The organism is Pseudoalteromonas sp. 13-15 (assembly GCF_001468205.2).
Lineage (GTDB): Bacteria > Pseudomonadota > Gammaproteobacteria > Enterobacterales > Alteromonadaceae > Pseudoalteromonas > Pseudoalteromonas marina.
Map to the genome: position 1 here is coordinate 3,091,630 of NZ_CP019162.1, position 26,299 is coordinate 3,117,928.

Annotated in this window: 16 protein-coding genes; 11 read left to right on the top strand and 5 right to left on the bottom strand. The window is 41.6% G+C overall.

The window, feature by feature from the left end:
• The first annotated feature begins 127 nt into the window (after positions 1-127).
• Positions 128-2,569 carry a ribonuclease R gene (rnr, locus tag ATS72_RS14355; RefSeq protein ID WP_058428368.1) on the top strand — a complete coding sequence of 814 codons (2,442 nt, stop codon included), beginning with the start codon at positions 128-130 and terminating at the stop codon, positions 2,567-2,569.
• 5 nt (positions 2,570-2,574) lie between these two features.
• The gene (gene rlmB / locus ATS72_RS14360) at positions 2,575-3,318 is read left to right on the top strand and encodes a 23S rRNA (guanosine(2251)-2'-O)-methyltransferase RlmB (RefSeq protein ID WP_006794097.1); all 744 of its coding nucleotides are present in this window, start codon (positions 2,575-2,577) and stop codon (positions 3,316-3,318) included.
• Between the two features lie 131 nt (positions 3,319-3,449).
• Here the strand turns inward: rlmB and ATS72_RS14365 are convergent, their stop codons facing one another.
• Positions 3,450-5,606, bottom strand: a complete 2,157-nt coding sequence (locus ATS72_RS14365; RefSeq protein ID WP_058428369.1) for a TonB-dependent receptor family protein — start codon at positions 5,604-5,606, stop codon at positions 3,450-3,452.
• Between the two features lie 197 nt (positions 5,607-5,803).
• Complete coding sequence (locus ATS72_RS14370) at positions 5,804-6,649, bottom strand: LysR family transcriptional regulator (protein ID WP_006794099.1); 846 nt, start codon at positions 6,647-6,649, stop codon at positions 5,804-5,806.
• A gap of 126 nt (positions 6,650-6,775) precedes the next feature.
• Here ATS72_RS14370 and ATS72_RS14375 point away from each other — a divergent pair, with 126 nt between their 5' ends.
• The 4 genes from ATS72_RS14375 to gcvP all read left to right on the top strand — a co-directional run bounded on the left by ATS72_RS14375 (position 6,776) and on the right by gcvP (position 12,193).
• Positions 6,776-7,375 carry a hypothetical protein gene (locus ATS72_RS14375; RefSeq protein ID WP_006794100.1) on the top strand — a complete coding sequence of 200 codons (600 nt, stop codon included), beginning with the start codon at positions 6,776-6,778 and terminating at the stop codon, positions 7,373-7,375.
• Positions 7,376-7,468: 93 nt separating this feature from the next.
• Entirely contained in the window at positions 7,469-8,551 is a 1,083-nt protein-coding gene (gene gcvT, locus ATS72_RS14380) for a glycine cleavage system aminomethyltransferase GcvT (RefSeq protein ID WP_006794101.1), read from the top strand.
• 205 nt (positions 8,552-8,756) lie between these two features.
• Positions 8,757-9,146 (top strand): glycine cleavage system protein GcvH, encoded by a 390-nt coding sequence (gene gcvH / locus ATS72_RS14385; RefSeq protein WP_006794102.1) that lies wholly within the window; start codon positions 8,757-8,759, stop codon positions 9,144-9,146.
• Between the two features lie 155 nt (positions 9,147-9,301).
• The gene (gene gcvP / locus ATS72_RS14390; protein WP_058428370.1) at positions 9,302-12,193 is read left to right on the top strand and encodes an aminomethyl-transferring glycine dehydrogenase; all 2,892 of its coding nucleotides are present in this window, start codon (positions 9,302-9,304) and stop codon (positions 12,191-12,193) included.
• A gap of 148 nt (positions 12,194-12,341) precedes the next feature.
• On the opposite strand, the gene ATS72_RS14395 is transcribed toward gcvP, so the two are convergent.
• From ATS72_RS14395 to mads1, 3 genes are read right to left on the bottom strand one after another with little or no spacing between them, the layout of a single operon-like run.
• Positions 12,342-15,545 carry a hypothetical protein gene (locus ATS72_RS14395; RefSeq protein ID WP_058428371.1) on the bottom strand — a complete coding sequence of 1,068 codons (3,204 nt, stop codon included), beginning with the start codon at positions 15,543-15,545 and terminating at the stop codon, positions 12,342-12,344.
• Positions 15,546-15,569: 24 nt separating this feature from the next.
• Complete coding sequence (locus ATS72_RS14400; RefSeq protein ID WP_058428372.1) at positions 15,570-18,188, bottom strand: AAA family ATPase; 2,619 nt, start codon at positions 18,186-18,188, stop codon at positions 15,570-15,572.
• A 9-nt stretch (positions 18,189-18,197) separates the two neighbouring features.
• The gene (gene mads1 / locus ATS72_RS14405; RefSeq protein WP_058428373.1) at positions 18,198-18,371 is read right to left on the bottom strand and encodes a methylation-associated defense system helix-turn-helix domain-containing protein MAD1; all 174 of its coding nucleotides are present in this window, start codon (positions 18,369-18,371) and stop codon (positions 18,198-18,200) included.
• A 434-nt stretch (positions 18,372-18,805) separates the two neighbouring features.
• Here mads1 and ATS72_RS14410 point away from each other — a divergent pair, with 434 nt between their 5' ends.
• The 5 genes from ATS72_RS14410 to ATS72_RS14430 are packed head-to-tail and all read left to right on the top strand — an operon-like array spanning position 18,806 to position 25,722.
• On the top strand, positions 18,806-19,684 hold the full coding sequence (locus ATS72_RS14410) for a TnsA endonuclease N-terminal domain-containing protein (RefSeq protein ID WP_058428374.1): 879 nt from the start codon (positions 18,806-18,808) through the stop codon (positions 19,682-19,684).
• Positions 19,681-21,879 carry a DDE-type integrase/transposase/recombinase gene (locus ATS72_RS14415; protein ID WP_058428375.1) on the top strand — a complete coding sequence of 733 codons (2,199 nt, stop codon included), beginning with the start codon at positions 19,681-19,683 and terminating at the stop codon, positions 21,877-21,879. Before ATS72_RS14410 ends, ATS72_RS14415 begins: the two co-directional genes overlap by 4 nt.
• A gap of 12 nt (positions 21,880-21,891) precedes the next feature.
• A complete protein-coding gene (locus tag ATS72_RS14420; protein WP_058428376.1) occupies positions 21,892-23,310 on the top strand; it encodes an AAA family ATPase in 1,419 nt (472 codons plus the stop codon).
• Positions 23,303-24,292, top strand: coding sequence for a TniQ family protein (locus tag ATS72_RS14425; protein WP_058428377.1), 990 nt, complete (start codon positions 23,303-23,305; stop codon positions 24,290-24,292). The genes ATS72_RS14420 and ATS72_RS14425 overlap by 8 nt, the downstream gene beginning before the upstream one ends.
• On the top strand, positions 24,265-25,722 hold the full coding sequence (locus ATS72_RS14430) for a TnsD family Tn7-like transposition protein (protein ID WP_058428378.1): 1,458 nt from the start codon (positions 24,265-24,267) through the stop codon (positions 25,720-25,722). The genes ATS72_RS14425 and ATS72_RS14430 overlap by 28 nt, the downstream gene beginning before the upstream one ends.
• The last annotated feature ends 577 nt before the right edge of the window (positions 25,723-26,299 follow it).

Below are 26,299 nucleotides of genomic sequence, written 5' to 3' on the forward strand. Positions count from 1 at the left end.
TGTACGCTAAGTTTAAAAAGCTAAATAACCGATAGGTGAGCTTTGTTTAAATATTAAGTGCTTTTACCTGTCTCATTTTACGTATATGGGTTAAAATAACCTTCATAACCAACTAACAAGATAGTGAATGTCAAACCAAGATCCAAATCTCAGTCGAGAACAAGAAAAGTACGAAAACCCCGTCCCTAGCCGTGAGTTTATACTTACTCATCTTCAAGAGCGTTCAAAACCAGCTAACTACGCACAATTATGTGAAGAACTAGCTGTTAATGATGAAGAGCGTCAAATTGCATTTAAACGTCGCCTTCGTGCCATGGAGCGTGATGGTCAGTTATATTTTAATAAATTTAAATGCTATGCACTTATTGACGAAGCCGGTTTAACCAAAGGTAAAGTAATAGGCCACAGAGACGGTTTTGGCTTTTTAGAAGTTGAAGGCGAGAGCAAAGATTGGTTTATTGCCAAACATCAAATGAACATGGTGTTACATGGCGACATTGTACTAGCTAAAGGTACAAAACGTGGCTCTGGCTCAAAATGCGATGCCCGTATTATTAAAGTGCTTACCAACGAGCGCGCCCCTATTGTAGGGCGTTACTTTGTTGAGCATGGTGTTGCAGTTGTAGTCGCTGAAGATCCGCGTATTACGCAAGACATTATGATTTTACCAGGCAACGAAAACGGTGCCCGCCACAACCAAATGGTGCAGGTTAAAATCACTCAAAATCCTAGCCACAATATGAACGCAGTAGGTAAAGTGGTTGATGTACTAGGTGAGCATTTAGCGCCAGGTATGGAAATTGAAGTTGCCCTTCGTAATCACGACATTCCGCATGTTTGGCCAGAAGAGGTTGACGCACAAGTCGCCCACTTAGGCGAATTTGTAGAAGATGTAGACAAACAAGGCCGCGTAGATTTACGCGACTTACCGCTTGTTACGATAGATGGCGAAGACGCCCGCGACTTTGACGACGCAGTGTACTGTGAGCCTAAAAAATCGGGTGGTTGGCGTTTATGGGTTGCTATTGCCGATGTGTCGCATTATGTAGGCATGAATACACCACTTAACAAAGAAGCCATTGCACGTGGTAACTCAGTGTATTTTCCTGAGCAAGTTATTCCAATGCTACCAAAAGTACTGTCTAACGGGTTGTGTTCGCTTAACCCTAAAGTAGATCGCCTTTGTATGGTTGCTGAAATGACCGTATCAGCGGCAGGTAAATTGTCGGGTTATAAATTTTACGAAGCGGTGATGAATTCTCACGCCCGTTTAACTTACACTAAAGTAAACGCCATTTTACAAAATGACGAAAAGCTTCGCGACGAATACGCCGCCGTAGTGCCACATTTAACTGATTTACAGCAAATGTACATGGCGCTTAAATCAGCACGCCAAGAGCGTGGTGCTATTGAATTTGAAACACTCGAAACGCGCTTTGTATTTAATGCACACCGTAAAATAGAGTCTATTGTGCCTGTTATCCGCAACGACGCGCACAAACTCATTGAAGAATGTATGATTTTAGCCAACGTGTCAGCGGCTAAATTACTCGAAAAGCACGAGGCCAGTGCACTTTACCGTGTGCATGATGAACCCGACAGTGAAAAGCTAGGTAACTTTACACAGTTTTTAACTGAGTTAGGGATTCAGAGCACATTAGGTGACGAACCAACGCCTAAAGAAATTACGCAAATATTAGCTAAATTAGGCGAGCGCCCAGAGGCCGAGCTTATTCAAACTATGCTGCTGCGCTCAATGAAACAAGCGGTTTATCAGCCAGATAACATAGGTCACTTTGGTTTAGCGTTATCGGCTTATGCACACTTTACATCGCCTATTCGTCGTTACCCAGATTTAGTTGTACACCGTGCAATTAAAGCGGTACTAAAAGCACAGGGTCAACAAACGTCAGGCGCATACGCGTACACTGACGATGAAGTAGATCAATTAGGCGAGCAATGTTCAACCACTGAGCGCCGTGCAGACGACGCAACTCGCGAAGTAGCCGACTGGCTTAAATGTGAGTTTATGCAAGACCACGTTGGCGATGAGTTTAACGGGGTTATTTCGTCGGTTACAAACTTTGGTTTATTTATACGATTAGACGATTTACAAATTGATGGTTTAATTCACGTTACTAATTTAGGCGACGAGTTTTTTGCACATGATGCTGCAAAACATTGCCTAATTGGTGAACACAGCCACACCGTTTATCGCCTTGGCGATAAAGTAACGGTGCAAGTTGCCTCAGTCAGTTTAGACGACCGCCGTATAAACTTAGTACTTAAAGGCGATGTAGCACAAGATAGGTATTCACGCCGTCGTGCACCTAAAGGTAAAGGCCCAGCGAGTGTGCGCTCACAGTTAAAAGCAGGCAAAGTACCGGGCAAAAAGTCAGACGACAAGCCCAAAGGTAAAAAAAAGCCAGCTAGTAAAGGCAAAGCTGCTGGTAAGTCGGCGATTAAAGCTACCGACGGCACCACAAAGAAAAAACCGAAAAAGAAATCGGCTAAAAAGCCTAAAAGACCAGGCAAAAATGCCCGTAAACGTACAAGCCCAGGAGCATAAAATACGTGAGTAATGAATTAATTTTTGGCTTTCACTCTGTTGAAGCAATTTTAGCAAAAGAGCCTGAGCGATTTTTAGAAATTTACGCCCTTAAAGGCCGTGATGATAAACGCTTAACACCGATTATTGATGAAGCACGTAAATTTGGTATTTCAGTACAATTTATGCAGCGTAAAGCACTTGATAATAAGTCGAAAGACGAGCAGCATCAGGGGATTATTGCTAACGTAAAAGCGGCGCCAACGTACAACGAAAAAGATTTAGATGTGATCATTGCGCGTGAAGAAACTCCATTTTTACTCGTACTTGATGGCATAACCGACCCGCATAACTTAGGTGCATGCTTGCGTAGTGCAGATGCGGCAGGTGTTCACGCGATTATTGTTCCTAAAGATAAGTCGGCAAAGCTTAACGGTACAGCACGAAAAGTAGCGTGTGGCGCAGCAGAAACAGTGCCCCTTATTCAAGTCACTAACCTCGCACGTACGCTTCGTGAAATTAAAGATGCTGGCGTATGGGTAGTTGGCACAGCAGGCGAAACCGACACGCATGTATTTGATGCAAGCTTAACAGGCCCAATGGCCATAGTGATGGGCGCAGAAGGTGAGGGGATGCGCCGTTTAACACGTGAGCATTGCGATGTATTGGTAAAAATTCCAATGGCAGGTTCGGTGTCTAGCTTAAACGTATCGGTTGCAACCGGTATTTGTTTATTTGAAGTATTACGCCAACGTAACGCAAACAATTAAATTGCGTTAGTTTAAAGCTAAGCATTAAAAAAGCCGAGATTAAATAATCTCGGCTTTTTTGTATCTACTATTTGCTTAGTATGGTGTGAGTAAAACGGTTTAGTTAACGAGTCGTTTTACTCAGCAACTACTTAAAAGCTGTATGTGTAGCCCATTTGAATACTACGAGGCTTACCTGGCTGAATACCGCCATTAGCACGGTTAGCTATGTACGTTTTATCAAACAGGTTATCAACCGTTAAGTATACTTTTTGGTTGTCGTCGATTAAGTATTTAGCAGCTAAATCCCATACTACACGGCTATCTATTGCGTTTAAGCCTGAGTCAGATAGGTCGGCATGAGAATCAGATACGTAACGTATTTGGCTGTTAACAACAAACGATGCAAACTCAGCGCCTAACGATAAAGCAACTTGATTTTCAGGTACGTAAGGCATTGCATCGCCTTTTTCTACCGAGCCCCAAATTTCTGAATCAAACGTGTTTTTAAACTCAGAGTCAGTGTATGTGTACGTTAATTTAACTGGAAATTGCGCAGCGTCTGTTGCAAAAGTACGACCCGCACTAAATTCAAAGCCCGATACTTCTACTTCACCGTAGTTGTATTGGTCGCCAATATTTTCGTCGCTACAACCCACAGCAGCAGTACAGTTACCGTGCATGTTGTCGTAATCAGAGAAAAACGCAATCACTTCACCGTTAAAGCCATCCATATTAAAGCGAGAGCCAAACTCAAGGTTTACACTTTCTTCTTCTTCTTGGTCAGCATTACCCGGTGCCGCTGGAGCGTAACCTTTTTGAATACCGGCAAGTAACGTAACGTTATCGTTAAGTGTATAAGTGGCACCTAACGATGGCACTAAAATTTCAGTATCGTTAGAAATATCTTTAGTTAAGCCATTGCTACGAGTTGGATCTGATTTAGACCATTCTTCACGCGTAATGGTAATGTCTTCGTAACGAAGACCGGCATTAATAACTAACGCGTCTAGTGTCCATTCGTCTTGAACAAATAACGTGCTTGCTTTTGCGCTATCTACACGGTTGCTATCTGAGCCTGGTACACCTTGTGATGTAAGTGTCATGCTTAGGTCTTGATTAAGCGTGTATGTGTCTTGCCATTGGAAACGATCCATTTCGTCTTCGTGGTAACGCACACCTACAGTAATGTAGTGATCGCCTGCAGGAATATGTAATTCAGACTGAATGCCTTTTGCTTGGTAATCACGGTTGTTAGCTTTAACACCAATGCCTTCAATACCTTCGCTTGTTGGATTTGCTTCAAAGTCGCTGTATTGCTCAAGCGTGCTAGTTCCTACACTGCTTGCTTTATACCAGTTACGATGAAAATCGTTTAGGTAAGCGGTTGCAAGTAATTCGTAGCCTTCGCCAAAACGGTACGCGTAGTTTAGTTGGTAAGCATTGTGGCGAGTGTTCATTTCATCGTTTTGCGATGCAGCGTAACGGCGATTAGGGTTTACTTTGTAATCTTCGTCAGTTAAGCCCATGTAAGTTTCGTCTGATGTTTCGTCAGAGTATTTTACTTTTAGCTCAATGTTGTGAGCATCGTTTTTACCAAACGTATGACCAAACTTTAATAGTAAATCAGTTTTTTCAAAGCCCGTATTATCGCTGCCAACAGGAAGCTCTTTAAAGCCGTCTGCGCCGTAAGTAAATACTTCAACCAAGCCAGACGTGTTGTTTTTTTCTTTACCAAAGTATGCGTGACCTTTGTAGTAGCCATCGCTACCAAGGGCTGCATCTACCATACCTTTAGAACTATTAGGCTCGGTTGGTAAGCTACGAGAAAGTAAGTTTAAAACGCCACCTGTAGTACGAGGACCGTACTTAACTGAGGCAGCACCTTTTAATACTTCAATTGTTTCCATACGACCCATAGTAGGGAAGTAGTAAGCAGAAGGGGCAGAGTAAGGCGCAGGTGCGACTAATACACCGTCTTCCATTACAGAAATTTTATCGTTACGGCCGGTACCAGTACCGCGCATACCAATGTTAGGGCGAAGGCCATAGCCATCTTCTTCTTGAACGTAAACACCCGGAACAGACGCTAAAACACGCGAAATATCGGTAAACTCAAATTTTTGAAGTTCTTCGTCAGAGATAAAAGTAGCCGAACCAGGAATGTCGTTTATAGCTTGCTGTGAGCCAATAACTGTAATTTGTTCAAAGCGTTGTTCTTTATCGCTGGTGTCTTTAGCCATTGCAGTGGCTGTAAAAGACAAAGCAACCGCAGTTGCAAGAGTAGATACTAAAAACTTAGGGTTCATTTTTGTCCTAATCACGTTGATTATCTAAATTGGCGTAATTTGAACACGTTAACGAATGCGAATCAATATTATTAAGTATAAAACTATTCATTTTTTTAGAACTAAAAACATATATTATGTAACTTAATTAACTTTTTTATATCTTTTGTATTGTTTTGTAATCGTGAAGCTAAGTATAAAGTTGAGTGTGTGTTTTATTAGCCTAAACGCAAGGCAATAAACTCAGCAAGCTTATCTACCGCATTTTCAGACTCACCTGAACTTTTAACCAAGCTAATACCAATGTCGCCCAGTGCAGGTAGGTATTTAGTTTGTACTTGGTAATTAAGCTCACTGGGTACGGTACTTTTTGCCAGTACTGTAATGCCAAGCCCTTCTTTTAAAGCCGCAATAAGCCCAGTTAAGTCGGCGTTACTATATACAATACGGTATTTTATGCCGGCATTTTTAAGCGCATCGGTAGCGCGGCGGCGATAAATACACCCTTCTGGCGCGGTTACTAAGGTAACCACTTGGTTTTTTGCTTGGTTTAAATCACCCACCCATACCAATTGGTCTTGCATAAAAATAGGGAATTTACTTGAGGTAAGTTGCTCGTTTAGCGCAAGCACTAGATCAAATTGGTCTTGCCTAGAAGCCGAAAGCAAATGCTTACTTAATCGCGATTTAACTTCAAGCGATACCTCTGGGTACAGCGCCACAAAGTCGCCAATAATAGAAGGGAGTATACGCGCAGCAAATTCGCTAGGTATGCCTAAACGTACTTTTCCGGTAATGCTCTCTGACGTAAATTGCTGCAAAATGGCATCATTGTATTGCATCATTTGTTTTGCCATAGGCAATAATAGTTCGCCGTACTGGTTTAGTACTTGGCGCTGGCCTTGCTTTTTAAATAATTTATAGCCTAATACATCTTCTAAACGCTTTATTTGTAAGCTTACCGCAGGTTGCGAAAGCCCCAAAAAGTCGCCGGCTTTGGCAAATCCGCCTACATCTACAATCATTACAAAGGTGCGTAAACTGTCGGTTGATATATTTTTCATATTTAAAATTGCAATTTATGTGGCTACATATATAAGTATTATTTATCAATTGATAAATAATTACAATTTGTTGTTACAGACCCCGCGCAATATAATTTTAAGATTAAAAATACACAGGTGTTTGTTATGACTTTTAACCCAATAATGTTTGCCCGCCACAGCAACGCTAACAGCGCGGTTATAAACGCTTTGCAAGCAAATAACAGCACAGTTGTAATGGATTTTAGCGGTAGCGAAGCTTCTGTATTTTTAAGCAGTATTTTAGGCCACGATTTAACAAAATTAACGGCCAGCGGTTTAGGTTTAAAAGGCACTTTAGATGGCGATTTTTATTCTGACTTCAGTTACGCCGTGTATTATTTTAGCGAAACCGCTTTTCGATTTGTATTACCTCACAGCGCAAGCCTACAATTACAGTCACTTATAAACGAACAACAGCTTCGTTTTGATATTGACTACGTTATTCGTACCGACCTAACTAGCTTTACCTTAAGCGGCGAAAACGCCTTTGATACGCTAGTTGATGCCTTTAAGTTAACACCCGGTTTGCGATTATCTGACGCACAACTATGCTACGGTGCGCAAAGCGGTGAGGTATTTATTACCGCGATTGATAACAAAGATGAACAGCATTTTGTGCTCATAGCTAAAGCGCCAGAGCTACAAAAATGGCAAAGCTATATGCAAACGCAGGGTTTTGCAGTAATGCAAAACCAGGCCGCATAACAAAAACAACCAACAGGTAAACATAATAATGTTTGCCTGTTTTTAATTTAAGCCACGCCCATTAAGGGTTAATTTAAAACGTGAAGGAATGTTATGACTTCTAAAACTGTACTCCATGCTAAGCACCTAGAAGCGGGCGCAAAAATGGTTGATTTTCATGGCTGGGAAATGCCAATCAACTACGGCTCACAAATAGAAGAACATAATGCAGTGCGTAACGATGCAGGCATGTTTGACGTATCACACATGACCATTGTTGATATTGAAGGCGACCAAGCTAAAGCATTTTTACGTAAGCTTGTAGCAAACGACGTGGCTAAATTAACCGTACCAGGTAAAGCACTTTACACCGGCATGCTTAACGAGCAAGGCGGCGTAATTGACGACCTTATTATTTACTTTTTCAGCGAAACGTTTTACCGCTTAGTGGTTAACTCGGCTACGCGCGAAAAAGACTTAGCGCATTTAGCTAATGTATCGAGCGATTTTGCCGTTACAGTGACTGAGCGCCCAGAGTTTGCAATGATTGCAGTACAAGGCCCTAACGCACGCGAAAAAACAGGCACGCTTTTAAATGCAGAGCAACAAGCTGCAGTTGAAGGCATGAAGCCGTTTTTTGGTGTTCAAGTGGGTGATTTATTTATTGCTACAACGGGTTATACTGGCGAAGACGGTTACGAAATTGTAGTACCAAACGACCAAGCAGCCGATTTATGGCAACAACTGCTAGACGCAGGTGTAGCGCCAGCTGGTTTAGGTGCACGTGACACGCTACGTTTAGAAGCAGGTATGAACCTTTACGGCCTAGATATGGACGAAAGCGTATCGCCACTTGCAGCTAACATGGCATGGACCATTGCATGGGAACCAGAAGATCGTGACTTTATTGGCCGTGACGTACTGGTTAAACAACGCGCTGAAAAAAGCACCGACAAGCTTGTTGGTTTAGTACTTGAAGAAAAAGGCGTATTGCGTAGCGGTTCAAAAGTAATTGTTGACGGTGGAGAAGGGGTTATTACCTCAGGTACTTTTTCACCTACACTTGGTTTTAGTGTAGCCCTTGCACGTGTACCACGTTCAACAGGCGACACTGCTCAAGTAGAAATGCGCAAAAAATTAGTTAACGTTAAAGTAGTGAAGCCTAGCTTTGTACGTAACGGTAAATCAATAATTTAAAATTTGGTGTTATCACCCAATAATACCAATCATGTTGAGTTATTAATCACTTATAGCGACGGATAAATAGAGTGATAACAAGGCATTAATTTTGATATGTAGTTGTTCTACCTAAGAAATTAATAACGATGTTAGCGCTTTGTTTAGACCGCTAGAGTGGTTAAATATTTAAGTTGATTGGTATCATAACCAAAGGAACAAGATAATGAGCAATATCCCTACTGAATTAAAATACGCTTCTTCACACGAGTGGGTTCGCGACGAAGGTGACGGTACCTTTACAGTTGGTATTACAGAACACGCGCAAGAACTACTTGGCGACATGGTGTTTGTTGAATTACCAGAAGTAGGCGACGAAGTAGACGCAGGCGAAGACTGTGCAGTAGCGGAGTCGGTTAAAGCTGCTTCAGACATTTACGCACCAATTGGTGGTGAAGTGATTGCTATTAATGAAGAGCTAGAAGACGCACCTGAAACAGTAAACAACGACGCGTACGGCGACGGTTGGTTATTCCGTCTTAAAGCATCTGATGTGTCTGAGCTAGACAACCTATTAGACGCTGAAGGCTACTCGCACACTATCGACGAAGAGTAATCACTTTTTGTCTAAAGCCCCGCATGTTGAGTAAACAATCGGGGCTTTTATGATTTTACAGCTTATTGCCCATACCCAGTAAGTTGCCAAATCATCATATATTTTAATCAATACTAGTTACCCATTAGTATTTAGGATCATAGGAATCTGGACACATGTCAAACGCCAAATCTCTTGAACAGTTAGAGCAAAAGCAAGATTTTATTCGCCGCCATATTGGGCCAAGCCCAGCGCAAGTAAGCGATATGCTAAGCGCTCTTGAAGTATCGAGTGTACAAGAGCTGATCGATCAAACGGTACCGGCTAACATTCGCCTAGAGCAACCGCTAAGCATTGGCGAAAGCCGTACTGAAGTTGAAACACTAAGCTACTTAAAATCAGTAGCAAGCAAAAATAAAGTTTTCAAATCGTACATTGGCCAAGGCTACCACCCAACACATGTACCGCACGTAATTTTACGTAACGTACTTGAAAACCCGGGTTGGTATACAGCGTACACGCCATATCAGCCAGAGATTGCACAAGGGCGTTTAGAATCATTACTAAACTTCCAGACTATGACCCTAGATTTAACCGGCCTTGATTTAGCAAGCGCGTCGTTACTTGACGAATCAACCGCTGCAGCCGAGGCGATGGGCCTTGCAAAACGTGTATCTAAAGCTAAAAAAGCCAATGCCTTTTTTATTGCCGACGACGTACACACACAAACTATCGACGTAGTAAGCACCCGCGCCGAGCAGTTTGGTTTTGAAATAATTGTAGGCAAAGCGGCCGACGCCGTTAACCACGACATTTTTGGCGCATTATTCCAATACCCATCTACATCGGGTGAAATAGTTGACGTAACCGACCTAATTGCTGGTGTTCAAAGCAAAAAAGCCATTGCCTGTGTTGCTGCCGACATTATGAGTTTATTACTATTAAAAGCACCGGGTAAATTAGGTGCCGACGTAGTATTAGGTTCGGCTCAGCGTTTTGGTGTACCTATGGGGTACGGCGGTCCACATGCTGCATTTTTTGCAACACGAGACGCATACAAACGTTCATTACCAGGGCGTATTATTGGTGTATCTAAAGACCGTTTAGGTAACGACGCACTGCGTATGGCAATGCAAACGCGCGAACAACACATTCGCCGCGACAAAGCCAACTCAAACATTTGTACAGCGCAGGTATTACTTGCCAACATGGCGGCGTTTTATGCGGTGTACCACGGCCCACAAGGCTTAAAAACTATTGCGCAGCGTATACACCGCTTTGCTGATATTTTAGCTGCTGGCCTAAAAACCAAAGGCATCGCCCTTAAGCACAGCACGTGGTTTGATACGCTAACAATTGTTGGCGACAACAAAGACGACGTAATAGCACGTGCACTTGCCAAGGGTGTTAACTTTGCTACAAACCACGACGGCGAATACTCAATTTCGGTTTCAGAAACCACAACCCGTGCAGACGTAGCCGAGCTATTTGATATTGTACTAGGTGAAGGCCACGGCCTAAGCGTAGACAGTATTGCAGCCGATATTGAAGCAAACGGTAGCGACTCTATTCCAGCGAGTTTAGTACGTGATGACGAAGTATTAACGCATCCAAACTTTAACAGCTACCACAGCGAAACAGACATGCTTCGCTACATTAAGCGCCTTGAAAACAAAGATTTAGCGCTTAACCACTCAATGATCTCGTTAGGTTCATGCACCATGAAACTAAACGCGACCGCTGAGATGATTCCAGTTACATGGCCTGAGTTTGCAAACCTTCACCCATTCTGCCCGCTAGACCAAGCAGAGGGTTATCAAATAATGATTAACGAGCTACACGACTGGCTAGTTAACATTACGGGTTACGATGCGGTTTCACTTCAGCCAAACTCGGGTGCACAAGGTGAATACGCAGGCTTAATTGCCATTCGTAAATACCACGAGTCACGCGGGGATGCACACCGTAATGTATGTTTAATTCCAAGCTCAGCGCATGGTACTAACCCAGCGTCGGCACAAATGGCGAGCATGAAAATTGTGGTGGTTAACTGTGATAAAAACGGCAACATCGACATGGAAGACTTAAAAGCGAAAGCTGAAGACGTGTCTGAAAACCTGTCGTGTGCCATGATCACATACCCATCTACCCATGGTGTTTACGAAGAAACCATTCGTGAACTATGCGACATTATTCATGAGCACGGTGGCCAAGTTTACATGGACGGCGCAAACATGAACGCGCAAGTAGGTGTAACAAGCCCAGGCTTTATTGGCTCAGACGTATCGCACTTAAACTTGCACAAAACGTTTTGTATTCCACACGGTGGCGGCGGCCCAGGTGTAGGCCCAATTGGTGTTAAATCGCACCTTGCGCCATTTATGCCAAACCACAGCGTAATTAACGTACCGGGTACAAACATTAACAACGGTGCCGTATCGGCAGCGCCTTACGGCTCAGCGGCTATTTTACCTATTTCATGGGCGTACATTGCCATGATGGGCTCAGAGGGCTTGAAACAAGCCACAGAAATGGCGATTGTGAACGCTAACTACTTAACGCACGAGTTAAGCCAGCACTTCCCAATTTTATACCGTGGACGCAACAATCGCGTTGCTCACGAATGTATTGTTGATTTACGCCCATTAAAAGAGGCGTCAGGCATTACTGAAATGGACGTCGCTAAGCGCCTGCAAGATTACGGCTTCCATTCACCTACTATGTCGTTCCCAGTAGCGGGCACGTTAATGATTGAGCCAACTGAGTCTGAGTCAAAAGGCGAGATAGACCGCTTTATCGAAGCAATGGTGTCAATCAAAGGCGAAATCGACAAAGTAATCTCTGGCGAATGGTCAATCGAAAACAACCCACTTGTGTTTGCACCGCATACACAAGCAGACGTACTTGGCAACGAATGGGACCGCGCGTACGACCGTTTTTACGCTGCATTCCCAGTGCCTTCGGTAGCTAAAGACAAGTTCTGGCCAACCGTTACACGAATAGATGACGTATACGGCGACCGTAACTTAGTATGTTCATGCCCAGCGGTAGAGACATATAGAGATTAATTTTTGATGTAGGTTGCGAATAAAGAATGCAACTATCGGAATTAAGTTTGCAACTCGAATAAAGTTTGCAACCGATAGTTGGATTTAGAGGTCAGTAAAAATAAAAAAGCGAACCACTTCTGGTTCGCTTTTTTGTTTTCATACAGTTTTATTTAGGAGGAAGTACTTTCCGGTTATTTGCTAAGCGAAAGCCTTCAGGTACGGGCTTAAACTTATCGCCATTTTCTGGCCAACGTTTAGCTCTACTTTGAAAAGCTCGAAGTGTAGCAATGTCTATAGTAGCAGCTACCACGAAATCATTATCACCGCCTCTTAAACGAGCGATGTCACGCAGAAAGCCTTCTTTTGCTGGAGAGCGTACTCTACTGTCACCATATTTTCGATTGTTAACTAAAATAGTATAAGCATGAACATCTAAAGCCGCAGATTCGATTAGAGACGCGAAGGTATCAAGATCTCTATTCCAACTGAGCACCATTAATGCATCAACGGCTCCTTGAAAGCGAACGCGTGCTTTACTATTTTGTAACTCGGAACAAACCATAACACCAAAATTAAAACCGTTATGTATATATACAGGTTTTGGCGATTTTCCTAATGAGTCCCATTGCTTACCAAACTTACTAGTAAGCTCTTTGTCCTCACCAACAGCTGGCTCAAGTTTAGGTTGTCTAATTTTGACAAAGGTGGGATAACCGAGTCGGTTATCCGCCAAAACCATTGAGGCCTCACTGTATATCTTATTAGCTCCAACGTGTTGGTACTCTGTTCCTGCAACAAGACTTATTCCTGCGCTACTTAATCTAGCAGCAATACTGTTCAGCCATTTCAGCGGAATCGATAGTTCAGGAAAAAGTACGTAATCAGGTTTTGGTTTTAATTTCAGAACATCGTTAACCAATTTAGAAATTTTTTGATAACGTTTCCGACTTAAATTAGGTTTGTTGCAAGCTGTCGATGCCCAGTTGTTGTCCTCAGTGCGAAGATTAGTTAGCGCCACGATCACTTTATCTTTGCTGTCCGTACCTACTTTAATGAATTTCTTCCGGGTTGTTGGAGGTTTTTCATCAGCATCTTGCTCAGCAGCAAGTAGGGTTGGCTTTATCCATACACCACGAAGTACTTGCGTGTATTTTGCCCATGTAACAGAGGGGCCAAATACTGGAGGTTTTCCGGATGCAGAGGGTAAACCAACACATTCAGGGGCTAGCTCAGATATTTCCAGTGGAGATAAAGGTCTAGTTGGGAAGAGATACGGCAGGAAGCTGTCGTTTTTCTTTTGCCCTTTAGTGACGTTGCCTAGTCTCGTTTTTCGGGTAGAGTTAATAAACTGCTCAAATATAGGTACATCAATAACCCCAGAATCACCGAGCAAATTAAGAATTTGCTTTTCTTTTTTTGCATTTCGCTTACCAACTAACTGCTCAGCGGAACGACTATCTATTATGTGCTTGTATGCTTCTTTTGCTAGATCTGCCGATGCGACTAATGGGGCTTTATTCTCAAACTCTGCTACATCAAAACTAAGCTTTAGTAGTGTTTCAAAATCACTGAGCGTTTCGACAATTTGTTTTAAGAACAAGTTTGCTAGGCGCTTTTTCCTACTCGAGCGTTCTCCAAGGAATAGTTTACTTGGATCATGGTAGCGTGTAGCGGCATCAATAAATAACCAGGTTAAGGTACCTTTTATGTAACCCCAAAGATCTTTCAAGACTTTAGCATCACACCCATTGATTCGAACTTTCTCTCCTCTGCCTATCTCTTTGGCTAGTATATCTATAGCTTGATAGGACTTCACTGCGATTTGTTCAGCTTGTTCCCATTCATTCATGCTGATTGCAAATCCAAGCAATCTAGGTAAATAATTAAAATGGGCAAAGAGATTGTCTGCCCGCAATATATGATTATGGGCAAATTGGTAGAATTCTTCCCTTTGCTCTTTCCATTGATTCGGCGGTAAATCCCTAGCTAGGGTTTCTACATGACGCAATTGTAGTGACCAACCCAGACGACGGATCGTTAATCCATCGGCTCTTCTTAAAGTATCTGCATTTTCACCCACACTTCCAGCAGCAGAGAGTACTTTAGCTGCGGTTGAATGTTCCAATTGGTCGGGCGAGGGCATGAGACGATGTTCACTTGATAATTCGTATATTTCCTTTTCGATACTATCCAACAGGTCTAAGCCAGCACGGCCTTGTAGGACAAATAATTTTTGTTTGTCTGACTGAAGCGATATTTTGGAGTTACATTGTACGTCGTCGCCTTGATTAATTTCCCACACTTTATTGGTTTTGGGACTTTGTGCAATGCACTTTTCACCCATTCGCTCTTGTAATAAAAGCATAAAGTCTTGGCTATTTGATATTTTCCCTGTATCGCGCAACACAAGGAACATATCATCAACGTAACGGCCATAGTGAATAGGGGAGAGCTTTTCGATAACAAGCCGGTCCCACTTGTGCAATAAAGCATTCGAAATGACTCTGCTACATGTCAAACCAATAACTAACCCGCCGCTTATTTTTGCTTTTTTGCCACCTACTGATTTACCAAATTTGGTGGCGCCGCTAGCCCACGCATTAAGAAATAGTGATAGCTGCTTAGTGAAGGATTTTTCTTCATCAGACAAGTTCAAATCTAGAGCTTCTATAAGTGCTGAAGCGGAGGTAATTAGCGGGTCTATAAAATGGTAGTAACTTTTTAAGTCCAGAGATACAGCAATTATATCTCGGTCTTTTTCCAACTCTTCTCTTATTGTTTTTAAGCCATCGTTACGCCATTTTTGGTAAGGTTGAAAATACGGTACAAAAGAGCCTACAGAGCTGATATGAAATGGCTTTTCATTATCTTCTGTAATCAGTTCATCATTACTAATTCGTTTGAGTCTGGCTCCGTAGCAGCTATCGTCGAGTTTGGCGTCAAACTTGTGACCAATCATATTGATCCACAATGCAGAAATAATGTGGGTATTTACAGGGAAGTCGCCGACAATTCTAAACTCAGGCACTACATTGTAATTTTTAAACAGGCTTTCAACCGCTCTATCAGGTTTTGAGAAATGAACATGGCCATTGTCGCCTGAATCTGATTTTCTTTCAGTGGATAGCTTCTTGGGCAGTAAACGAAAATCCCCAAGTAATTCTACATTTTCAGCAAAACCAGCATCGGCTTGCAATTGACCTAACAGAGCTTTTAAGTTGGTGAGTAGATTTTGCTCGTATTCAGCGAATTTAATGGCTGTTGGAAAGGTGTTTTCGAAGAAACAGTCGGCTTTTGCTTTTCGGTATGCAACGAGAAGATCTTCTATTGTTATTGAGTCCCATCCTGTAAATTCTGCTCTATACCCCATGATGCGTATTCCTATTTAAATATGCTATTGCAGCGCCGCATCTATTTGTTCAAGCGACATAATAATTAATTCAACCGTTTGACGATCAAACTCGAGACGATCATTCTCCTCATGTGTTCCTTTGTTTAGATAACGCCATTCTCGAGAGTCTCCACTGCGGTTCAAAAGCTGATCTATTGGATCATAAACGCTGGCTTTATTAGGATCAGAAAAGTCAGCTTTAGCAATCTTGCTACGTAACTGCTCGGTTAAGCCTCTTAGTTCAATTGGCGAAGATGCTGAACGGAACTTCAAACTCAAGTTTCCATCACCGAACCTACTTACATATTTCCAGACTTTCCCTTTTGTAAGTGCCTCCAAACCCTGTCGTGACTTTGCCAACGCATCCCTCACTTCATTTCTAATCATGTGATTACGAGCGGCCAAAATATAATTTCTAGGCGCACAATTGAAATCAACACGGACATGCTGCTCACCTAACCGTGGTAGGAAGCTTAGAAGTCTTGCATTACGAGTATCCGCAGCTGGCAGTAAGTTCTGTATATCCTTGAAAAATTCTTCACCATGGCACGTAAGTATAATTTGCTTGTCCATAAAGTACTGGTCCTCAAATAGAGTTCGTCTTATGGACTCACGATGGTCGTCATCAATCGCATTGACAGGATCATCAAAAATTAAAACAGGTGCTTGCTCTTTCAAATTTTTAGCTAACAGTATGGCTAAGCCCAAGCAACGTACGTGGCCTTCGCTTAGGATATGCAATGCATCAAATAACTGTTCAGGTTGATTTTGAAATGCTATTCGCAACCGTTGGTTTGGTGCTAATGGTAGCTTTACGTCAGCCAATAGTTCCGATTGAGCATCATTTCGATTGAAAGAGTTGTACAATTGGACAACCAATTCTCCTAAGTCAGCGACTAACCGTGCGGGCAAGCTATTATTGTAATTTGTAAGCTTTTGAACAAACATCGCATATGCAGCTACTATTTCATGATTCCGTGCGATGGAAGGCCTTTCTGATTCGACGTTTGCAATAAGTTGTGCATTTTCATTTTGAAAATTATCAATCAGTCTTTGAGCGTTAGCTTGGTTACCTAAGGCCGTTTGCTTCTGCGTTGCTAATACTGTTATTTGTTGTGCGATATTGCGGAGGCGATTTAATTCGGCCTGTTTATTGTCTCTCTGTCGAATGGCTTCTTCCGCTAGCCTATCATTTGTCTCTAGTTGATGGATTTGACTGGTTAAGTGTTGCCATGCAACAGAAGTATCTGGTAACGGAGTGAATAGTGAACTCCACCACTGTAACCCATGCTGCATGTTAACCAGTTCAAATGGTTTTAAGGGGTTATTCACTGAGAAAAATTGCAGACAGGTATTCAGCGATTGCCCAACCTTAAATATTGCTTGCAATGCGTTTTGTTCAAGTTGACCCACTTTTTGCTGAAGTTCACCTAACTGCTGCAATCTGGTTAATTCTTGTCCGGCATTTGTGTATGGATTTACCTGAACTTGTTGCAATGGAGTCTTGCAGGCCGGACACAAACCAGGGCTGCTCTGTTGAACCTGCACTACTGCTTCATATAGTTGTTTAAATGAAACTTGTTGACTTGCATCGGCCAGTTGCTGTTGGCTTTGTCTTAATTCATTGACTAACGCTGACGCTTCGTTACCTATCGCCTCAAACGTAGCAGCAATGAGGTAGCTTTTAGGCGGAGGTGGCTGCTGTAGTTCAGACTCTAACTGTGCAATACGACCCAGAGCTTGACCATTACCGTTTAGTTCAAGAATCAATTGTTCAAAGCTGATACCAAGTCTGTAGCTATTGGCTAGTTTTAACTCTTCGGCAGCTATTCTTTGTAGTTCGGTAGCGCTTGCCTGTATTTGCTGACGCGCCACTTGTAATCCTTGTTCCTTTTGAGCTAGATGTAATGCTAGTTGGCCTTGTAAATCGATATACTGACCACCAATATCCGACGTGAAATTACGGACAAACTCTGTAAATGCTTCTAGACCAAATAGTGTTGCTATAAGCTCGGTTTGCTTTGCTGGGGCTTGTGCAGCAATCCGGGAAAAGCTATCAATGCGGTTCTTTTCGACAAAACAAAAACGAAAGGCTGACTCATTCGGAACTATAGCGACATCGTTGCCTTGCATATCACACGCGACTAAGGAGGGGGCTACCAGCTGATTTACAAAAGCATTCCTCAGATATTCGTTTTGATCACGAAATCGTTTGCTGTCTGCTTCCGCAACGTTACCTAAAAGAGTGAATTCTAGCGCTTCACAAAAACTTGATTTCCCCGTTCCATTTGGACCATAAATCAATACCAATCGACTATTTAAATCAAATATTTCTTTCCGCGCAAACCCTCTAAATGGTCCCACCTCCAAGATTTTTAAACGCGATAGTGGCACTTCTTGTATCACTTCTTGCTCTACGAGTGGAGGAGTATTAGTCGCCGAGTTGTCCCAATTGACCTGGCATAGCTCGACCATCTTACGAATACGTTGCCCTTGGTGAGTAGATAAGGGCAGTAATTCATCAAAATGGGCTGAAACTATATTTGCTACTTTGCGCACAGAATCCGTTGCATTTTGACCCTGTAGTGTTTGCATAAAGCGTTGATATTCAGCCCTAATCATAATAATCCCTTATTTTTGTTTTTGTTCTTCAATCCATTGCTCTAAATCTACGCGTTTAAAGCGCCAACTTCCACCCACCTTAAAGCCGGGTAATTTGCCTTCGCTTGCAAGACGGTATGCTGTCTTTTCATTTAGCTTTAAGTACGTAGCGACCTCTTGAATGGTCAAAATATCATCGGCCATGTTTAATCTTTGCATTTTAACAAGTTGATAGTATGAGAAACTTGAGGAATTAGCAATTGATCGCAGGCGATCTTACTTTGTTATTTTGTTGTATTTTTGAGCGGTTAAAAATTATTTTATAAAATATTTAGTCAATTTTGATCATGCCTTAAAAATATTTTTTTATCTTGCATTGAAATACTTCAATTTTTAAAGCCCCAAAATCCCTCACAACAAAATCATTGTTTCCATTTCCAATTCAAAAACTTATTTTTAGTCAAAAAGCTTACGTTGATTTAATTCAATTTTTACTTACACAGTTTTGATGTTATACAAGGTTGCTATTTCAAAACAAAAATGTTGTTTTTCATGTGGTTATGGTTTTTAGGTGGGTTGATCAAAGTTTGATCTACAGGCAAGATATTGTTCCCTACTGAATCAATTGCAGGATGCATATGAAATTTAAAGAGGTTACCGCTACACCAAAAGCTATGGAAAAGTTAAACCGGTGGAAGCGTGACATACAAAGTTTAACATCGGAGAGTTATCGACCGTATTTAACGGTAAAAGCGGTTAATCAATATGGTCGTAGGCATTGGATCTTTTGCAATGTACAGAAACGGCATGCTCATTTGTTGAGTGATGGTGAATTACGGATGTACAAAAAATTGATTTGGGCCAGAGGTACAAAGCGTGTATTTGAGCAGTATGCACTCGATTTAAATGAAACTTTAAACATTGCAGTCGCGGGTAATTTAATTCACCCACGCAATTGGGAGACCTCGGAGGCATATGTGATGACAACAGATTTTTTGGTGCAGTCACGGGACCCACAAAATCCAAGCAGCGTTATTACTACTGCATATAGCTTTAAATATGCCTCTCAAATTTATGTGGTGGATGAGGAAGGGGTTGAGCTGGAGGGCTCGATACAAGGCGAAGAAAGAAAGCTGCTACAGCGCAAGAATGCTCGAACTTGGCAGAAATTTGCAATTGAACGAGAGTATTGGCGACGCCGTGGCATCAAGTATCAAATTGTTACGGAATTGGATGCTACCAAGGACGAGTTCAATAATATCCGCTTCTGTGAGCCTGCTGGCTTTATGAAGTTTGAGGATGAGTTGGTTAGAACATTCGTGTTTACTTTTTGCCACGTATGGCAAAGGTACTTCATGAAACCACTTGAGTTTTTACTGTTACTTACAAGCCAGCAACTAAATTGCTCTGATAAGCAAGTTATTCGGCTTTTTCAATTTAGTGTACTCAAGCACTTTTTGCCGCTTAAGCATAGCAGTACGTTACAGTTCCATCGTCCTGTGGAGCTTACCTTATGATGCTAAGAATTGGTACGCGCCTGACTAACGATAAAAAGAATATTGATCTTCTTGTTTGTCACGTTAGTTGTTGTCGACGGTTTACTGCTTTGTATGATCTAAATGGTTTTGATCCAAAAAAGAACCTTTCTAAACCTGAAGCATGGCGGATGGATGATGTATTGGCATATATAACTAGCCATTCATTACAAGTAGAGCGTTTTGACTACCCGGTTGTTATGACTAGAAGTGATGACTGGATTGCTACTGAAATGGGTAAAGGTACCTGGCTTGATAAACGTGACTATAAATTTAGGAAAATCGAAAGTCTTGTTAGTCTCGATAAAATTGAGCAGTACCTGTATGGCAAGGGGTTAGCGGCTGAAATAAAGCCACTTCTCGGAAAGGATAAGTGGAAAGGGAAAGCATCATTTCATTCTGCGATTAATAGATACATCATTTTTGGCTGTACCAAAAACTCATTGTTGCCATGTGGCTTGATGCAATGTGGCTCAAACTACCGTCATGTTAAAGACTTGAGTGACTCCCAGATTAAGCGTGGTCCAAACGGTAAGAACGGTAAAGTTAAAGTTCGTTCAAACGCACGGTGTGTAAATGATGTTGATAAATTAAACATCAAAAAAACTGCTGCTTTTATCAAATCTAATCATGTTAACTTTTCTATTGCGTTTGCTTATCGGCTATATCACAGGACATTTGAACGCTATGTAATCGAAAGAGAGACGACACTAGGTACCCAACATATTTTTCACCCATTTCCTGAGGAAGACCGAATTAGTGATGGCATGTTTCGCTATCACTTTAAAAAAATTATTGATAAAGCATCACTTCTTCGTTTGAAACATGGTGATGTTAACTTCGCCAAAGACTTTGAGGATAGACAAGGCAAGTCTTTTGATGGGGTACTTGGCGCCACACAGCGCTATGAAGTCGATGCAACCATTCTTGATTGTTACGTGCGTTATCCTTTTGATACAAGTAAGCGCTATTCAATGGGGCGTCCTGTTTTATATCTCGTAGTCGATGTTTATTCAACAATGATTGTTGGGATGTATTTGGGGTTTGATGGCCCCAATTGGCAAGGGGTATCCCAGGCGCTAGCAAATGCATGTTTAGATAAAGTTGAATTTGCTAAGCGTTTTGGTGTTCTTTTAGATGAGAATGATTGGCCCGCTAAACATGTGCCAATTGAATTAGCAATAGACAATGGACCTGAGTATAAGAGAAACTTAATTGATGCTCTGTTAAACGCGAGAATTGGTATAGAAGATGTTGCGTTTATGGCAATTTATCGCGGTGATGCTAAAGGAGTGGTTGAGCGCAAATTTGGTACTGTTAATGATCAAGTTATTAAGTTTGTTCCTGGTGCATTAGCAGATCTACCAAAACGTGAAGATAGCCATGCATCTAATAATGCGTTGTACGATTATGACTCATTGATGCAAGTGTTAATCGCAGAAATTTGCTACCACAACAATTCAGCAGATCGTCTCAAGCGACTTAACTTCAAAGGCCTTGTAAATGGTACGGACTTTACGCCGAAAGCGATTTTTTTAAATAGCTTAGAAGACATGGAAAAGGTCGGGCGATTAAACCCTGAAGTAAGTGAAGCTAAAATTCGGTGGGCATTTTTGCCTGAAGAGCGTGCGACGGTAACTTCTAGCAGTATACGTTTTGAAGGGGTCGAATACCATCACCCTTATTTTAATTCTAGTAGTGGCTATGCTAGAGCTAGGCATCATGGCACATTCAAAATATTGGTCAAAAGGATGTACGACAATATCAATGAGCTGTTACATGAAACCGACGATGGTCAGATCGTTAAGTTACGCCTTAAAAATATCAATAACGAAAATCCTTTAGCAAGTCAGCATTGGGAGCTGATAATGCATTTAATGGAGCAAGAAAAAGATATGCTTCACGAGCATAAGCAAAATGCTCTGATCACACGTTCATATTGGGATTCTGTTACTGATCTTACTACTGCGCAACAGGAGGCTGAGCGCTCGCTCGCACCTAAAAATAAACATAAATCTATCCAACCAGGCATTAAAGCTCGTCAACAAATTCAGAAGCTTGTGCTAAGAACTCAAGCGAATCAACAGTTGGATAATACATTTGGTACTGGAACCGACTTAGAGTCAATGAAGCCCGCCGTCATGGATGACTTAGACGACGAATTGTATGGAGATTAATGGAGTAATCTTATGAAAAAAGAAGCGATATATCGAAAACACCCGCTTGATAGCTTAAATGGAAATCCTCTTACCGAAGCTATTGAAGTAATAGCACACGAAGATGAGCTGAATAAAAAGCTTACTTTCATACCTACTTTTGAAAAGAACTTAACTGATATACCAGCTGTATATCAGCAGGTATTTCTAGAGCGCTTAGAAAAGGTTCACGTTCCAGCGCCATACTTATATGGAATGTATAACAAGTTTGTAGGGCTAATTTTAGATGGATATTCTAAGTACACGCCACATTCTGCGGAAACTAACAAATTGCAAATGGCAATCGCCTTGGCAGCTAGAAAGGGAGAGCGATTAGAAGAGGAATTTATTTCTCGAACAACCGCGCCAAGCGTATTTGTTCATGGTCATAGTGGTGTTGGTAAGACGAAAGGAATTCGCAGTGTTCTCAAAGTGATCCCACAAGTGATCAAACACAACAAGTTTGAGGACAAAATTTTCCGGCAAGATCAGCTTGTTTGGATATCGCTTGATATGCCATCGACTCCATCAACCAAGGGATTGGCGCTCAATTTCTTTAACGCTGTTGATGAAGCCCTTGATACAGATTTTTATGAACAGTGGAAAGATAAATCGCATTACTCTGTAGAGCGCCATTTAAGTCAAATGCAGTCAATTGCTGTGGCACATCATTTGGGATTGGCTCATATTGATGAATTGCAGTTCATGTTGAAATACAAAAATAATAAAAATGCGCCATCCTTCACTACGATTGAAGCTTTGTTTAACAAGTTGGGTATTCCTATTGTTCTTTCATCAACAACATCTGGTAGGGAGATGTTTTTATCTGATACTAAAAGCCCAGATTTTACGATCACACGCAGACTGTTGACCAACCGTGAATATCAGTTTTCTTTGTACGGGGTAAAGAGTAAGTTTTTTAACTCTCTCTTTGATGCATTGTTCCCTGAATCATTTTGTAAGAGTAGCGAAATGCCAGATAAGCAGTTCAAACAAGTTTTTTGTCATTTAACGTGTGGTCTGCCTGCAATGATGACGAGGTTGGCGATACTGCATCATGAGTCAATTGCAATGTTGAAGAATAAATACCCCGATAAAGCCGATGCATATCGCACGGGTGACGTGGAGAGGTTACATAAGACGTATAATAATCAATTCTCTTTGATTGCTGGCGCTTTAGATAATCTAAGAGCGGGAAATATTCAACAGTTTGATGAGGATGTGAACAAACTGGATGAAAAAGAGCATGTTTTAACAAACGAAGAAGTAAAGTTAGCTGCAAAAGCTAAGCGCAAAAAAGTACAAAAGTTATTACCTGACGTAGTGCCAGACCCATTAGGTATACCACGTGTGTGTATGGATATTGATTCTAAAGATATGCTCAATTTCATTAAGGAGGGTTACGATGAGTAAAGTATCATTCATGCCAACCCCTTTTGATGGCGAGCACTTTGCGGGAGTGGTATCCCGTAAGGCAACCCTTTTAGTTAGTAGTAACCCTAAGCTGGTGTTTGAACGCATGCTTTCAGAGGATGGCTCTTTGAGCAATCAACGAATCTATCATCCGTTAATTGATATTGCTGCGAATGCGTATGAGGGGAGTATAAGCAGAGAATATCTGTTAAGAAAACACTCATTGTTTCCTTATTATTCACCTTCGATGCATTTTCGTGATGTTGATAAGATCATTAATAAGCGGATCAGGAAAGGAGGCCTTTGGAAGCGCTGCGAATTTATTGAGCAAGTACCATCCTTATCGGCTCCATTATGCAGAACATTGTCGTTTTCTTTAGCTTGGCGATGGTGCCCATTATGCGCTATTGAAGATGAAAAACGTGTAGGTACTTCCTATTGGCACGTTGAACACCAGTTACCTTCGATGATCACTTGTTCAAAGCATGCTTGCGAATTGCTTGAAAGCTGCAATACCTGTGGATTTTCTAGCATTGATATAAGAGTTATGGCGACGCCACCAACCACCAATAAATGTACTAAATGTGGTGCTATTCATAGGGCAAGTTACGTAGATTTAAATGGGCATATTACATGGGTACAGCAAGCGAGTATGGATTTATTAAATTCACCTGGAATGCTTTCTAAACCATACTTTGAACACGTAATGAAACGAGGTATTCAAAGTGGCTTTTCTAATTTAAACGGAGGGAGAATACGAGAGCAAGTATTTGTGGCAGCGAGACTTCAGCAAGACTTTGTAGCGTGGTTTTTTGAACATGGCTTTGAACGTTTTTTTCATGAGCCTGAAGTTGTAATCAATTACAAAACGTTAAGTCTCGAAAAGGCGTTACGAAACGTAAATGGGTGGCATCCATTGTTTGTATTGATGTGGCTGCGCTTTTTGGCGGTAGAATGGCCTTCGTTAGAAATTGCAGCTTAAGTGCGCTGCTACCCAATGAGACTATTTACAGTTGGCTCGCTAGAGCAGGGCTAATAAGCGGTTTAGCTACGGATCATGACTTTTTGCTGGTTAGGTTGGGGTATACTGGCCAGCAATTAACATCCATATTCCCATCTTTTATTGTTCCAGTTTCAGAAAGTGTGAGCGTGGGCATTGACGAATTAATCGTAAAACACACAGTTTTGCCATTTTTTAAGCCTTTTATACAAAGTGATGTCTTCCAAGAAGCTTTTACTAGAATGCTTGAGGGAGCATGCACTGATGCGTACAGTCAATTCTCGCTACTGGCTAATCGAATACCAGAACCGACAGTCCTATGTTATTGCCCGCAGTGTGCCGCCCAAGACATCAAAAACGTAGGTGTGGCGTATTGGCATGTTGCCCATCAATTACCTTGGATTAACTACTGTCCATTTCATTTAATAAAGCTAGAAGCAATAAAACGTGAAAGGAAATTGCTCGCATTGCCGCCTCAGGTTGTAAGTGAGGGCAAAGGTTTAACACAGGCAAGCCTAAAGCAGGCAAGACTTGCTCAAGATGCGTATGCACTCTGGTCTTTAAATTTAGAGGCCATCGATTCAGATGTTTTGATAAAGGTTTATTTACATGGGTTAAATGCGAATAATCTCGTATGTAATTATGGGTCAGTCAGGCAAGAACAATGGCAAACAAGCCTTAAGGAGTACTGGGTAAATGAGTTGCCTAAAGGGCTTTTTGATGCGGTTTTTGGGGGGAGTAAAAGCAATAGCTACCCATCAAACTTTATTTATCAATCCCACGCTCAGTTTCACTCATTAAAACACCTACTCGTGATACAGCATTTATTTGGCAGTTTGTCAGAGTTTTTGAAGTGTTGTTCTAATCCGAATCAATTAAACGTGAGGCCGGATTATGTTATTAATGATGTGTTTGAACGTGTTAATCCAGAAAAAACAGATTTACTTTTAAAGCAGTTAAGAAATGGTATGAGTATGCGTCAAGCTGCTAAGCGAGCAAACGTTAGTGTGGGGTATGCTAAATCTATAGCTATGCAAAATAACATACGAATACACCGTAGAGCGCAGTTCCTATTTGCGACAGAGCGTAAGCAAATTCTTTCTAGGCTAAAAGCTGGTGAACTCACTACTTCAATTGCCAAAGAGATGGAATGCTCGCAAAGTGCTGTTGAACAGTTATTGACTCAGTTTCCTGATATTAAAGAATTACGTATCCAGCTTCGATTTGAAAAGCAACGCAACACGCATCGCTCAATATTACATGAATGTTTGGATAGAACAAAAGCGCCTACTCGTGGGCAGATTCAATCATTATGTAGAAGTTCTTACACGTGGCTTTTTAAACATGATAAGGAATGGCTGTATGAAACTTTACCGTCTGCAATACCAAGAAATAGACGTAGAGGGTATTAGGATAAAGCCTTAATTTAGTTAAATACTGTAATGAAGCCTTGTTCGCGAGCAGGGTGAAGCCTTAATTTGGTTATATACTGTAATGAAGCCTTGTTTGCGATTTGGATGAAGCCTTAATCTGGTTAAATACTGTAATGAAGCCTTGTTCGCGATCAGGATGAAGCCTTAATCCGCTTAAGTACTGTAATGAAGCCTTGTTCGCGATCAGGATGAAGCCTTAATCCGGTTAAATACTGTAATGAAGCCTTGTTCGCGATCAGGGTGAAGCCTTAATTTGGTTAAATACTATAATGAAGACTTGTTCGTGCTCAGGATGAAGCCTTAATCCGGTTAAGTACTGTAATGAAGCCTTGTTCGCGATCAGGAAGAAGCCTTAATCCGGTTGAGTACTGTAATGAAGCCTTGTTCGCGATCAGGAAGAAGCCTTAATCCGGTTAAATACTGTAATGAGCCTTGTTTGCGATCAGGATGAAGCCTTAATCCGGTTAAGTACTGTAATGAAGCCTTGTTCGCGATCAGGATGAAGCCTTAATCCGGTTAAGTACTACAATGAAGCCTTGTTTACGATTAGGATGAA